The organism is Salmonella sp. NW38 (genome assembly GCF_051807745.1).
GTDB lineage: Bacteria > Pseudomonadota > Gammaproteobacteria > Enterobacterales > Enterobacteriaceae > Salmonella > Salmonella enterica.
In genome coordinates, this window is record NZ_JAMMTO010000001.1 from 601643 (window position 1) to 616334 (window position 14692).

General features: G+C 47.9%; 9 protein-coding genes and 1 pseudogene. 4 read left to right on the forward strand and 6 right to left on the reverse strand.

Annotated features, from left to right (window positions below; genetic code table 11):
- Nucleotides 1–60 precede the first annotated feature (60 nt).
- Together nifJ and uspF are read left to right on the forward strand one after the other, a co-directional pair.
- A complete protein-coding gene (nifJ, locus tag NA624_RS03085; protein WP_001193258.1) occupies nt 61–3585 on the forward strand; it encodes a pyruvate:ferredoxin (flavodoxin) oxidoreductase in 3525 nt (1174 codons plus the stop codon).
- 481 nt (nt 3586–4066) lie between these two features.
- Nucleotides 4067–4501: a universal stress protein UspF gene (gene uspF / locus NA624_RS03090; RefSeq protein WP_001082296.1), complete on the forward strand. Its 435-nt coding sequence runs from the start codon at nt 4067–4069 to the stop codon at nt 4499–4501.
- A 52-nt stretch (nt 4502–4553) separates the two neighbouring features.
- Here uspF and NA624_RS03095 read toward each other — a convergent pair whose 3' ends face one another.
- Nucleotides 4554–4892 carry an SMR family transporter gene (locus tag NA624_RS03095; RefSeq protein ID WP_000159242.1) on the reverse strand — a complete coding sequence of 113 codons (339 nt, stop codon included), beginning with the start codon at nt 4890–4892 and terminating at the stop codon, nt 4554–4556.
- Nucleotides 4893–5166: 274 nt separating this feature from the next.
- Nucleotides 5167–8589 (reverse strand): DUF4765 family protein, encoded by a 3423-nt coding sequence (locus tag NA624_RS03100; protein ID WP_439040249.1) that lies wholly within the window; start codon nt 8587–8589, stop codon nt 5167–5169.
- A gap of 429 nt (nt 8590–9018) precedes the next feature.
- On the opposite strand from NA624_RS03100, the pseudogene NA624_RS03105 reads away from it, so the two are divergent.
- Together NA624_RS03105 and ttcA are read left to right on the forward strand one after the other, a co-directional pair.
- Nucleotides 9019–9225: pseudogene (locus NA624_RS03105) on the forward strand (tyrosine-type recombinase/integrase); the annotation flags it as partial.
- 51 nt (nt 9226–9276) lie between these two features.
- Entirely contained in the window at nt 9277–10212 is a 936-nt protein-coding gene (gene ttcA, locus NA624_RS03110; RefSeq protein ID WP_001156210.1) for a tRNA 2-thiocytidine(32) synthetase TtcA, read from the forward strand.
- A gap of 43 nt (nt 10213–10255) precedes the next feature.
- Here the strand turns inward: ttcA and dbpA are convergent, their stop codons facing one another.
- The 4 genes from dbpA to NA624_RS03130 form a co-directional block, all read right to left on the reverse strand.
- Nucleotides 10256–11629 carry an ATP-dependent RNA helicase DbpA gene (gene dbpA, locus NA624_RS03115; protein ID WP_000123698.1) on the reverse strand — a complete coding sequence of 458 codons (1374 nt, stop codon included), beginning with the start codon at nt 11627–11629 and terminating at the stop codon, nt 10256–10258.
- 28 nt (nt 11630–11657) lie between these two features.
- The gene (gene ynaL, locus NA624_RS03120) at nt 11658–11840 is read right to left on the reverse strand and encodes a proline-rich small protein YnaL (protein WP_001670836.1); all 183 of its coding nucleotides are present in this window, start codon (nt 11838–11840) and stop codon (nt 11658–11660) included.
- Between the two features lie 275 nt (nt 11841–12115).
- Complete coding sequence (zntB, locus tag NA624_RS03125; RefSeq protein ID WP_000387370.1) at nt 12116–13099, reverse strand: zinc transporter ZntB; 984 nt, start codon at nt 13097–13099, stop codon at nt 12116–12118.
- A 145-nt stretch (nt 13100–13244) separates the two neighbouring features.
- A complete protein-coding gene (locus NA624_RS03130; RefSeq protein ID WP_000945611.1) occupies nt 13245–14399 on the reverse strand; it encodes a methyl-accepting chemotaxis protein in 1155 nt (384 codons plus the stop codon).
- Between the last annotated feature and the right edge of the window lie 293 nt (nt 14400–14692).

Below are 14692 nucleotides of genomic sequence, written 5' to 3' on the forward strand. Positions count from 1 at the left end.
CTACAGGATGCGCTCACGATTATGCGTGTCCCTCTTTTTTGCGCAATGTAAGGGTGTCATATGCAAACAATTGACGGTAATGGCGCGGTAGCGTCGGTGGCGTTCCGTACCAGCGAGGTTATCGCCATTTACCCGATTACGCCCAGTTCAACAATGGCTGAACAAGCGGATGCCTGGGCCGGTAATGGGCTTAAAAATGTCTGGGGCGATACGCCGCGTGTGGTAGAGATGCAGTCGGAAGGCGGAGCGATCGCCGCCGTTCACGGTGCGTTACAAACCGGTTCGCTTTCTACGTCATTTACATCATCGCAGGGGCTGCTGCTGATGATTCCAACGCTGTATAAACTGGCGGGGCAGCTCACGCCGTTTGTACTGCACGTTGCCGCGCGCACCGTCGCCACACACGCGCTTTCTATTTTTGGCGACCATTCCGATGTGATGGCGGTCCGCCAGACAGGCTGCGCGATGTTATGCGCCGCCAGCGTTCAGGAAGCGCAGGATTTTGCGCTGATCGCACACAGGGCTACGCTGAAAAGCCGCGTTCCGTTTATTCATTTTTTTGATGGCTTCCGTACATCGCATGAAATCAACAAAATTATACCGCTAACGGATGAAACCATTCTGAACCTGATGCCGCAGGCGGAGATCGACGCTCACCGCGCCCGCGCGCTGAATCCGGAACATCCGGTGATTCGTGGAACTTCAGCGAATCCGGACACCTACTTCCAGTCTCGCGAAGCGACCAACCCGTGGTACAACGCCGTTTATGATCATGTTGAAGAGGCGATGAGGGCATTTGGCGACGCTACGGGCCGCCACTACCAGCCATTTGAATATTATGGCCATCCCCAGGCTGAACGCGTCATCATTATGATGGGCTCCGCCCTCGGCACCTGCGAAGAGGTCGTGGACGAGCTACTGATACGCGGAGAAAAGGTTGGCGTTCTGAAAGTCCGTCTGTTCCGTCCCTTCTCCGCCAAACATTTGTTACAGGCATTACCGGAAACCGTTCGCGCTATCGCCGTGCTCGATCGCACCAAAGAGCCTGGCGCCCAAGCCGAGCCGCTTTATCTGGACGTGATGACCGCACTGGCGGAGGCCTTTAATAATGGCGAGCGCGAAACGTTGCCGCGCACCATTGGCGGCCGTTATGGGCTATCATCCAAAGAGTTCGGCCCGGCGTGTGTACTGGCGGTCTTTAATGAACTCAGCCATGCGAAACCCAAGCCACGGTTTACGGTGGGCATTTATGATGACGTTACTAACCTCTCGCTGCCATTACCGGAAAATACCCTGCCCGGCAGCGCTAAACTTGAAGCGTTATTTTACGGTCTGGGAAGCGACGGCAGCGTATCCGCCACGAAAAATAATATTAAAATTATCGGTAATTCTACACCGTGGTATGCGCAAGGTTATTTCGTTTATGACTCTAAAAAAGCTGGTGGGCTCACGGTATCGCACCTGCGCGTCAGCGAAAAACCCATTCGTTCCGCTTACTTAATTGCTCAGGCGGATTTTGTCGGCTGCCATCAATTACAGTTTATCGATAAATATCAGATGGCGGAGCGTCTAAAGCCCGGCGGTATCTTTCTGCTTAATACGCCGTACAGCGCCGACGAGGTCTGGTCGCGTCTGCCGCAAGAAGTTCAGGCGGTGTTGAATCAGAAAAAGGCGCGTTTTTACGTGGTTAACGCGGCGAAAATCGCCCGCGAATGTGGACTTGGCGCCCGCATCAATACCGTCATGCAAATGGCTTTCTTCCACCTGACGCATATTCTTCCGGGCGATAGCGCCCTGGTTGAGCTGCAGGGCGCGATTGCCAAAAGCTATAGCAGCAAAGGTCAGGATCTGGTTGAGCGTAACTGGCAGGCATTGGCTCTGGCGCAGGAATCGCTGGCGGAAGTGCCGTTGCAGGCGGTTAATCCGCACAGCGCGCATCGCCCGCCGGTTGTCTCCGACGCCGCGCCGGATTTCGTGAAAACCGTTACCGCTGCCATGTTGGCGGGCCTCGGCGACGCACTGCCTGTTTCCGCCCTGCCGCCGGACGGAACATGGCCGATGGGCACCACCCGCTGGGAAAAACGCAATATCGCCGAAGAGATTCCTGTCTGGAAAGAGGAGCTGTGTACACAATGTAATCACTGCGTCGCCGCCTGCCCTCACTCGGCGATTCGTGCGAAAGTCGTTTCCCCGCAGGCGATGGAGAACGCGCCAGCCAGTCTGCATTCGCTGGACGTGAAGTCCCGCGATATGCGCGGCCAGAAATATGTGCTGCAGGTCGCGCCGGAAGACTGTACTGGCTGTAATTTATGCGTAGAGGTCTGCCCGGCTAAAGATCGGCAAAATCCACAGATCAAGGCGATTAACATGATGTCGCGCCTTGAGCATGTGGAAGAAGAGAAAGTGAATTATGACTTTTTCCTCGACTTACCGGAAATCGATCGCAGCAAACTGGAACGGATTGATATCCGCACATCGCAGCTCATTACGCCGCTGTTTGAATATTCCGGCGCCTGTTCCGGCTGCGGTGAAACGCCGTATATAAAACTGCTGACTCAGTTATATGGCGACAGAATGTTAATCGCTAACGCCACAGGGTGTTCCTCTATTTACGGCGGTAATTTGCCCTCAACGCCTTATACCACCGATGCCAACGGACGCGGCCCGGCATGGGCGAATTCGTTATTTGAAGATAACGCGGAATTTGGTCTCGGTTTCCGTCTGAGCGTGGATCAGCACCGGGCGCGCGTCATGCGTTTACTGGCGCAATTCGCCGATCGCATTCCGGCGGAATTAAACGATGCTCTGCATACCGAAGCAACGCCTGACGTTCGGCGTGAGCAGGTCGCCGCATTACGCCAACATCTGAAATCGGTTGCGGGCGCAGAGGAACTGTTAAAGGATGCTGATGCGCTGGTAGAAAAATCAATCTGGCTGATTGGCGGCGATGGTTGGGCATACGACATCGGCTTTGGCGGTTTAGACCATGTGCTAAGCCTGACGGAGAATGTCAATATTCTGGTTCTGGATACGCAGTGTTACTCCAATACTGGCGGCCAGGCGTCGAAGGCGACGCCGCTTGGCGCCGTCACTAAATTTGGCGAACATGGCAAGCGTAAAGCCCGTAAAGATCTTGGCGTCAGCATGATGATGTATGGTCATGTTTATGTCGCGCAAATTTCGCTGGGCGCGCAGTTAAACCAGACGGTGAAAGCCATCCAGGAGGCCGAAGCCTGGCCAGGACCGTCGCTGATCATTGCCTATAGCCCCTGTGAGGAACATGGTTACGATCTGGCGCTAAGCCATGACCAGATGCGCCAGTTAACGGCGACCGGTTTCTGGCCGTTATACCGCTTTGATCCCCGCCGTGCGGATGAAGGCAAACCGCCGCTGGCGCTGGACTCTCGGCCACCGTCTGATGCCCTGGCGGAAACGTTGCTTAATGAACAGCGTTTCCGTCGCCTGAATGCGCAACAGCCTGAAGTAGCTGAACAATTATGGCGAGATGCCGCATTGGATTTGCAAAAACGCTATGACTTTCTTGCCTTGCTGGCAGGAAAAGCGGAAAAATCCGGCGCAGATTAAAAAATATTCTAAGGATTAGCCTGGAAACAAAAAAAGCCCGAACATTCGTTCGGGCTTGTCAATTTATACGCTGGAAAGCAAAGGTTAACGCAATGGCCCAGCGACAAAATGAATATGTGACAATAAAGGCATATAACAGGCGTAGAATATCGTAACCGAATGATATTGTATAATTTTTATTTCGTATAATACTCCCAAAAGCATTCGTATAAATTATATCTATTTCACTGCGAATTATTTCATTAATTATTGAATTAAACGGTAACATCTCTTTTTAGGTCTTTCCTGACAAGGCAGAAATAACGTTTTAACGTCAACTCGCTGATTATTTACGGGGAATGCGCTTAATATTACGCCGTCCTCCCCTGTTGGTAGTCCCCGCAGAGTATCGTGGAGCAGCACCTAAAATGTGACGTATGTCATTGTACATAAAGTGCCTTTAGGGAGTAGAATTTCAGTGGATACTTAAACAGGAGGTTTTATGAACAGAACGATTCTTGTACCCATCGATATTTCAGATTCAGAATTAACTCAACGCGTGATTTCACATGTTGAAGCCGAAGCAAAGATTGACGACGCTAAAGTGCACTTTTTGACTGTAATCCCGTCTTTGCCCTATTACGCTTCACTGGGACTGGCTTATTCAGCAGAGCTCCCCGCAATGGACGATTTGAAAGCCGAAGCCAAATCTCAACTGGAAGCGATTATCAAGAAATTCAACCTTCCCGCGGACCGCGTGCAGGCGCACGTTGCAGAAGGCTCTCCTAAAGATAAGATTCTGGAAATGGCAAAAAAATTACCGGCCGATATGGTGATTATCGCCTCGCATCGTCCGGATATTACTACCTATCTGTTGGGTTCCAACGCCGCAGCCGTTGTGCGTCATGCGGAATGCTCCGTACTGGTGGTGCGCTAAATACCCGAGCCCGCATAAGAGAGTGCGGGCTCAAATCAACCATCATCATCGCCTAGTGACTGACGCTTTTTGAAAACAGATTGATTACGATTACGCCGCAGATGATAAGCAACATGCCAATAATAGCCGGCACATCCAGTTTTTGGCCAAGAAACAACCATCCTATCAATCCAATAAGAACAATCCCTACCCCAGACCAAATGGCATAAATGATACCAGCAGGGATGGTTCGCATTGGGATGGTAAGGCACCAGAACGCGATACAATATCCGATGATGGTAACGAGGCTCGGTACCAGACGCGTAAAACTATCCGATAATTTTAATGAGATCGTGGCGATAACTTCTACCACGATGGCGATAAATAGAAAGATTACAGCTTCTTTAGTCATACATCTCTTCGTTCCGATATTTTTCGGGTCGTGGTGACATCTTAATTAATACGGATGACAGAATAAAGACGCTTTTGACCCGTTGCGTATCTCGCCATAACATACTTCAGGTTGCATGTGCTGCGGCTGCGTTCCCTTACCCCAGTCACTTACTTGAGTAAGCTCCTGGGGATCCGCTCACTTGCCGCCTTCCTGCAAGTCGAATTATTTAAAGTATAAAAGCAATCTTTCATACACAAGAGATAAAAACAATAAACTTGTTCAGGATTTATGATTACTTAGAAGCGTTTGCCTGCCCCGTATTTTCTGCTTTACCATATGTCCTGTCAATTATACCAACAGGGTCCACTGGTGTTTTTTTTGGCATAACCCAGCCGCTTTCACTGACGCTACCTCGTGTAAGATATTTGACTTTTACCCTAACGATAATAAGATAATGTTCCCTGCTGAACCTGTCTGCAACACTAAGATCGGTGGTATATTCAGGTACGATTCTTCCACTTCGAACCTGCTCTTTGGCTATTTCAGCAGAGACAGGCAATACCTCTACATCGCCCCCCTCAATACCGTCTGCTGTTTTAAAACTAACAATATTTTCAGCCTGCGGACCTATTGTACCTCGGCATAATACCACTTCGGTCTCCCCTGCTGCAGCATCCCCACTCTGGTATTTCTTATAAATACCTTGTACATTTTCTTCTGATGTAGGGTATAAATCTTCTGACAGGGAGGACAGTATGTCTTCCAGTAGGGGGGAATCATCCGTAATATCCAGAAGTTCTTCATCATAACCCGCGTCTCCTTCTCTTAACTCTGAATAAGGCTTATCAATATGGCGAATAAGCCCCCCACCTTTCAGCCCAGACGCCTGATAAAATCTTCCATCAGAAGATCGGTAAAATATCATGGCTGAATCTTTTCCGCTATCCGAATAGGTTGCCCGATACGTTTCTGAACCGGGTTCTTTAGTTAAAACGAGCTCTCTGTCGCCATATTTTATCGTATTAGGCGCTTCCGATGACAGCGGTGGATATGAAGCTTGTTTTCTGTAAAAGCCTTCTCCTGACGGTTTGTAATAACCATACGTTTGTTTATCAAAACCTGTAGCGCGATAGAGCCCATCGTTTCCCGCTGGACCTAACTCAAGAACTTTCTGACTACTCTTTTGATAAATAAAATCTGTATTTTCTATTGACTCTATAGTTTTATAATTACTCCCCTTTTGAATCGGCGCTCGTACTACACCTCTTTGTATTTTATCTTCAACAAATCGGAGGCCCGTATACTTTGCATTTGCCGCTCTTTCTGTGAACTTCGCTCCAGCAACAGGAACAGCCTCCATACCAATACGTACAATATCCTGTACGTAACCGCATACATCCGCAGAGTTTTCCACAACAGCCCGGTTAAGAATACTGCTGGTACCAGCCAGAGCGTTAAAACCAGGGACAAGACCCATTACAATATTCCAGACCGTTCCTAAGAGGTGAAGTCCTGCCCTTGCAGCCGGACTTAATGAGGAAGTTGTGCGATGATGTATAGTATCATCAAGATCAAAACTCAGCTCAATTAATCCTCCCAACCCCTCCTGAATAATCTTATTAAATGCATAAACGAATTCTTGCCCGCCATTCATGGAGGAAAGCTTCTCCTTGAACGATTCGAGAGCCTGAGCCTGTCTCTCATGTTGTTCTTCTAATGTCAGCCAGCTGCTTTGCGCAATATCACTGATCTCGTGAATAAGCCCAATAACGGCCTCTCGCACCATTTTGTTGGTGTCCATTAGTCCTAAAATGTCACACTCCTGCATATGTTCCTTCATATGAGTCTCTGCTCGATAATATTTCTCCGCCCAGTTTAGCTGCTTATTGATCGCGGCTTTCATTAACGAAATTAAAGGATCGTTGCTTTTGGGAAGTATTGATTTAACACCGTTGGAAAATTTATTATTAACCACAATTTTTCTTGCTATTGCGTTTATTTTTTTATCGTTAATTGGCCCCGTTATCTTTGCACACCAAAAAATAATATGGCGCATAATAATAAAATTATTTTTTATGCCTTCAGGGCTAAGCAATACTCTAGCACCACCATTGCTGGATAAATGGTGTATCACTAATTGAACTAGCTTATAAAGATGACTCATCCTTTTTTTATTAAAAGCGCTCTTTCCTCTTTCTTGTCTATCGAAAGATACTATTTCTAACGCTGTAATAATAGCTTCCTTACCATAGAAAACCTCAAAGCTTGAACCAGAAATGTCAGGAAACTTTTCATACAGGACTTTCGTATAATGGCTTTCCATTGTCCATAAAGGCCTGTCTATCATGGGTGGTGCAGACTCAGTGCTGAAATGCAAAGGATGAACCAGCATATCACGCGCTATTAGCTCATATATTTTATATTGGTGTTGGATGTTTTCTCTTACAAAAGATAAAAAAGAAACGAAACTTCCCTCACCGAGAATAATGAGTTTATCACTTAAATGAACTAAAAGACCTTTAAACATATATTCAGCAGCAATAGCTCTTCCATCATGCGTCCACTGCCCAGTTTGAGAAAATGCAAGTAATTCATGATAGCCTCTTTTATAACTATTTGCCTCTTGTTCTTTTCCAAGTAGTTTGAGTACTGCGACAAGGTGTCCTCCTGCAACAGATGTATAGTGATCAAATAGACCATCTAACACCTTACCCAGCGGATGAGGCTCCGTATTTGGGGCAGGATGATCCTCCGGGAGAGCCCTTTCATATCTCTGTAATTCTTTAACGGGTAAAAAATCATTCTCACCCTCTGAATTACCATTTTTTATCCTATAATCACCAGATGTTACTGCTAATCTTGATGATAATAACAAACCAGTTACTGCAATGTTTTTAATACTCCTGTCCATTTTATGAATGGTTACTGGCTGAAGATGATTGCGGCTATGAGAAGATAAGAAAATTTGCTTTTGAATTTCCTTTCCCTCAAATATAATTTGCTCAGTGCTTTTAGGTGGAACAGTTACGCTATCTACATTAAATAGCTCATGTTCACCACTCATCGTTACCTGAGAAAAACACGACGATGTATATGCAATTGCAGCGGGATCAATCTCTTTATAAATAACATTGGCGTAAACGTTTGCAACTTCACCGCTTGCATTTAAATGATCGTGCAAAATATGTTTTAGAAATAGATCTAACAACAATTTTTTTGATGTGATTCCATTTACACAGTTGTGAAAGTCAGGGGGGATTGGATAGCCGTTTTGATCAAATGGAAGCGATAAACATCCTCGCCCCCCATCAATATTTTCGTAACTGTAATTTAGAGATATCTTTACCTCGCATTTATTGGTATTTACATCGTCATTGATACTGCGCTCTACTTTATAATTAACCAGCCTACGGAAGGTTGCGCTATTTGAATAATAAAAATCCAATGTTGATTGGATTTCTTCACATATAATTTCATGTGTTGGCTCAAAGAAGAATTCATAAATATTTAAGCTGTTCTTTTCTTCATCTTTGGCCATCTCATCCAGCTTAATATATTCTTCTGGTAAATTAGATATTTGCTCATGAAAGATATCGTCCTGATAAAGTCCATCCAACATTGAAAGGTACGGTATGGTATCCCAACTTCTGATAGCTTGTATCTGTACCGTCTGCTGTGATTCTCTGGTTGATATATCACTTACTGTTATACGCATTACGTTCTCCAGCCAGAATTATGGTATACATCATAAGATGTAGATATCAGGTAGCAATTCTCATCGCAAATAATTTGTCTGAACTGTACATATGAAACAGGCTATTTTTAATTCAATACGACCACCAGAATAGGCAAGAAAATTTTAAATAGTATACGGTAAACTGATCTTACCCAACGATAATTAAACACTCTGCACTATCTTAGTAGATAATAAAATACTGATACCGTATTTTATATCACCAATAAAAGAGCAAAAAGGGTGTGCCGAATATCATTTTACACCTGTCCCGGTTCACCCCACGGAACCACTTGAAACGTACCATCATCAGGACGCAGCAGCGCCTGAATTTCAGTTGAGCCCGTCACTTCTTAACGGACCTGGCTGCATGATGTATACAGTTGACAATATCCGAAGGTACTATCTCTATTAAAACGTGCTGGCATTCGTCGCCGTAATCCGTACCATACGCGACATACTTTTGCCTGCTGGCTGTTGACGGCAGGAGCGAACCCGGCATTTATAGCCGGCCAAATGGGGCATGAAACTGCGCAGATGGTGTATGAAATTTACGGTATGTGGATTGATGACATGAACGACGAACAGGTAGCGATGTTGAATGCGCGGTTATCGTAGTTGCAAAGTTTGCCCCCAATTTGCCCCATTTAGTACCAGAGAACTGAAATAATGCAAGAAATTCAAAAGAATACAAAAAAAGAGCAATACAACCTCAACAAGTTGCAAAAGCGCCTGCGCCGTAACGTTGGCGAAGCGATTGCCGATTTTAATATGATTGAAGAAGGCGATCGCATTATGGTTTGCCTTTCTGGCGGCAAAGATAGCTATACGATGCTGGAAATTTTACGTAATTTGCAGCAAAGCGCCCCGATCAATTTTTCACTGGTCGCCGTCAACCTCGATCAAAAGCAGCCAGGTTTCCCGGAGCATATCCTGCCAGCCTACCTTGAGCAGCTGGGCGTAGAATATAAAATCGTCGAAGAAAACACCTATGGCATTGTGAAAGAAAAGATTCCGGAAGGAAAAACCACCTGCTCGCTGTGCTCGCGTTTGCGGCGGGGTATCCTGTATCGTACTGCGACTGAACTGGGCGCGACCAAAATCGCCCTGGGCCATCATCGCGACGATATTCTGCAAACCCTGTTTCTGAATATGTTCTATGGCGGAAAAATGAAAGGGATGCCGCCGAAGCTGATGAGCGATGACGGCAAACATATCGTGATCCGCCCGCTGGCTTACTGCCGCGAGAAAGATATTATCCGTTTTGCTGAGGCCAAAGCCTTTCCTATCATTCCTTGTAATCTGTGCGGTTCGCAACCCAACCTGCAACGCCAGGTGATTGCCGACATGCTACGCGACTGGGATAAACGCTATCCTGGACGGATCGAGACGATGTTTAGCGCCATGCAGAATGTCGTGCCGTCTCACCTTTGTGACACTAACCTGTTCGATTTCAAAGGGATCACTCACGGTTCCGAGGTCGTCGACGGCGGCGATTTAGCGTTCGATCGTGAAGAGATTCCCTTGCAGCCCGCTGGCTGGCAGCCGGAAGAAGATGACACCTCCTTAGAGGCGTTGCGGCTTGATGTTATCGAAGTGAAATAATCTGCAGGCGTCTCAGCACTCCGCTGAGACGCCATACTATCGATCATTTTAATAGCCGTACCCGGCATGACTTGCCTTTGATCTTCCCGTTTTGCAACTGCTTCCAGGCTTTTTGCGCTACTGCTTGACGTACGGCGACGTAAACGTGCATGGGATGCACGTTAATTTTGCCGATATCCGCCCCGTCTAATCCAATATCGCCGGTCAGCGCGCCTAAAATATCTCCCGGACGCATTTTCGCTTTTTTGCCGCCGTCAATGCATAGGGTAGCCATCTCTGCGGCCAGAGGGAGTAACGGCTGCCGGGCGGGCGCATTCAGCCAGTTCAGCTTGAGTTGCAGCATTTCTGAAAGAATATTTGCCCGCTGCGCCTCTTCCGGCGCGCAGAAACTGATCGCCAGACCGCTGCTTCCCGCGCGCGCCGTACGGCCAATACGATGGACATGCACCTCCGGGTCCCAGGCCAGTTCATAGTTAACCACCAGTTCGAGCGATTTAATGTCTAATCCTCGCGCGGCAACGTCGGTGGCAACCAGAATGCGCGCGCTGCCATTTGCAAAACGCACCAACGTCTGGTCGCGGTCGCGTTGTTCCAGATCGCCGTGGAGCGCCAACGCGCTTTGTCCTACCGCATTAAGCGCATTACAAACAGCCTGACAATCTTTTTTGGTATTGCAAAACACCACGCAGGACGCTGGCTGATGCTGGCTAAGCAACGTTTGTAGCAGCGAAATTTTTTCATGCGCAGACGTTTCGAAGAACTGTTGTTCGATAGCCGGTAGCGCATCTACCGTATCGATTTCAATACGTATTGGCTGCTGCTGTACACGACCGCTAATCGCCGAAATGGCGTCAGGCCAGGTTGCTGAAAACAATAACGTCTGGCGCGTCTCAGGCGCAAAGCGGATCACCTCATCAATGGCGTCACTGAATCCCATGTCCAGCATTCGGTCAGCTTCATCCATTACCAGAATATGCAGCGCATCCAGCGATACGGTTTCTTTTTGTAAATGATCCAGCAGGCGCCCCGGCGTCGCGACAATGATATGAGGAGCGTGCTGAAGCGAGTCGCGCTGTGCGCCAAAGGGTTGCCCGCCACACAAGGTCAGAATTTTGGTATTTGGCAGAAAACGGGCCAGGCGACGTAACTCTCCGGCAACCTGATCCGCCAGCTCCCGCGTCGGACAAAGCACTAACGCCTGTGTCTGGAACAGAGTGACATCAATTCGATGCAAGAGTCCAAGACCAAACGCCGCCGTTTTGCCGCTACCGGTCCTGGCCTGCACACGCACATCATTTCCCGCCAGAATGACGGGTAATGCTGCGGCCTGAACAGGCGTCATCTCAAGATAGCCCAGCTCAGTAAGGTTATTGAGCTGGGCGGCGGGCAAAACATTCAGGGTTGAAAAAGCGGTCACAATTTACTCTCGCGGTAACGACTCATAGTCAGCAGGCGCGTATCCTCGCAGATCCGGGCGTTTGATGCGACATTTTAATCGGTTCTTCGTCCGGCGGCGGGTCGGGCATCGGCTGAGGACGGGGAAGCGGCTCAGGAATGGGAACAGGGTCAGTGGGAATCGGGTCCGACAAGGACGAGTGTAGATATAGTAAGGTCAAAAGACAGCTCATATTACCCTCCAGAATGTCATTCAGACTCTTAAAGGGTAGACGCAGATATTCTACAGGCAAAAAAAAGCCGACTAATCTAAGTCGGCGTCGTACGAATCAATTGTGCTATGCAGTAATTCAAAAAAGGAAGTAAGACAATATGGAGCGCAACGCCCATCGCTTGACGTTGCATTCACCTGCGAGAGAGATATTGCCCCGAATAGGTAGATGGTTTATTGACTTCGCTCAAATTTCTCGGCGTTTTTTCATACGAAATGGTCTGAAAAGCGCTTTTGTTACAACCATTTACTGCGATGCAACCATAAAGTAACACCACCGATCAGGACAACTAACAGAATACAAAACAGAGAAAAGCCGAACCGCCATCCGCCGCCAGGAATACCGCCCAGGTTAACGCCAAATAACCCTGTTAAAAAGGTGCTGGGCAGAAAAACCATCGCCATAAGCGACATGGTATAAGTTCTGCGCGCCAGAGACTCCTGCATCACCTGGGCAATTTCATCCGCCATGATGCCAGTACGCGCGATACAAGCGTCAATTTCATCCAACCCCCTTCCCAGCCTGTCGGCGATATCCTGCATTCTGCGCCGGTGATCGTCGCTCATCCACGGCAGCCGTTCACTCGCAAGCCGGGCATAGACGTCGCGCTGCGGCGCCATATAGCGGCGCATAACAATTAGCTGTTTACGTAGCAATGCGAGGAAACCGCGCGGTGGGATTTGCTGGTCGAGAAGATTATCTTCCAGATCGATAATTTTATCGTGTAGCTCTTCAATAAATTCACTGGCGTGATCGGTTAACGCATCGCACACATCCACTAACCAGCCGCCGCAATCTACGGGCCCGGTGCCCTCCTGCAAATCACTGACCACATCGTCCAGCGCCAGAACCTTTCGCTGACGGGTAGACACAATGAATCGCTCGTCCATATATAAACGCATTGCCACTAATTGATCCGGGCGTTCGTCAGTACTGCCATTAATACAGCGCAGCGTAATGAGCGTCCCTTCCCCCAAACGACTTACGCGCGGGCGCGAGCTTTCACCAGCCAGCGCATCACGCACGTTATTGGGGAGTAAAGGCGTTGAAGCCAACCAGCGGGCGCTGTCCGGGTGGGTATAATTAAGATGTAGCCAACAGGGATGCTGACTATCGATCACATCATTATCTTCGAGCGGTTTTACTCCACCACGACCATCCAGTAGCCATGCGAAAACGGCATCCGGCACGTTCACATCCGATCCCTTAATGGCTTCCACAGCGCCTCCACGTTACAACTCTCATGCCGTTAGTCTAGCTTTCGGGAAAGGTTAAGCAATCTCTCATTTTCTCATTGCGCAAAAAGAATGACGGGAACGTGCGGAAAAAGCGCCTTAGCAACAGGCGCTTACCAAACATGTATTATCAGGCCTGGCCGCGCCTGGTGATGGTCGAAAGAGATGATACATGAGAGCGCGTCAGCGCATGTTCACTGTAACCCGGCTGGCTTAAACGAAATTTGTCGGTTTTAGTCTGTAACTCGATCACCTGCGCCTTTAAAACATCCGAAGAAGCAGATAGCGCTTCAACCATTAAGACATTGCTATGGGTTGCGCTTTCCAGATCGCTCAACGCCAGGGTTATCTGGTTAATGCCCTTTTCCTGCTCCCGCGTGGTGGTGGAAATTTCATTCATCAGCACGTTTAATTGCCCGGAGCCGCCAACAATCTCCTGCATATTTTTTTCAGCCTCCTGCACTATGGCGGCCCCCTGCCGCACATTGTCATGCGTAACGTCGATCAGCGCCTTGATGCTTTTTGCCGCCTCGGCGCTACGATGCGCCAGATTACGCACTTCCCCGGCCACCACGGAGAAACCTTTTCCATGATCGCCCGCCCGCGCAGCCTCTACCGCCGCGTTAAGCGCCAGAATATTAGTCTGGAATGCGATACCGTCAATCAATGAAATAATCTCCGTCATCTGCGAGGCACAGTCGGTAATAGAACGCATATTTTCTGTAACCCGCACCATTAATTCACCGCCTTTACGGGCGCATTGGGTTGCACAATCCGCCTGTATGCTCGTCATTCGGGTATTATCCGCATTGTTTTTGGTACTCGCCGCCATTTCATCCATACTGGCGGCAGTTTGAATTAGCGAGGCCGACTGCTGTTCCGTCTTTACGGATAGCGACAGACTGCGCGCCGCCAGTTGTTCGGAAAGGGTCATTGCCGTTTGCGAAGAGGATCTGATTTCACGTACCAGCGCGGAAATATTCTCCGACAGGCTATTAATCCCGGGGATGAGTCGTCCGGCGCAATTATTGCCAAATTCGGAGATATGAATAGACAAGTTTCCTGCTGCGACCTCTTCAATACTTTTCTTCACGGTATTAATCGGCACTACCAGATAGCAGGTCATATACCACCAAAGCAGTAATGCCGAGATCAGATAAATGATATTACACGTAATTAAAATAGGGAGATCGTGCAGAAAAGCTATTTGTAAAGTATCCACCAAAAGAAACGTACATACCATAAATAGAATAATGCATGTCCTGACGCTGATATTTCTCAACATTTTTGACGGCCTACAACCAGGATAGGAGACAGGTTTTATTTTTATAGCATTTCAGATATCTATTGCCATTCGTTTCTTTGACATTCTCCATATTCAATACCAGACCATCGCCATTTCCCTTAGTGCAACAGATAAAATTACCTATATTCGCTATGCCAGGATATTCATCCATCCATATTGACAAGTGATGTACTTATCACCATTTTCTGCTTAATAGTTAAGTCGAAAGCCAGTATATTTTAATAGACGCTTAAATAAGCGAATGACTGTTTCTGCGTGTTATTACCGCGGAC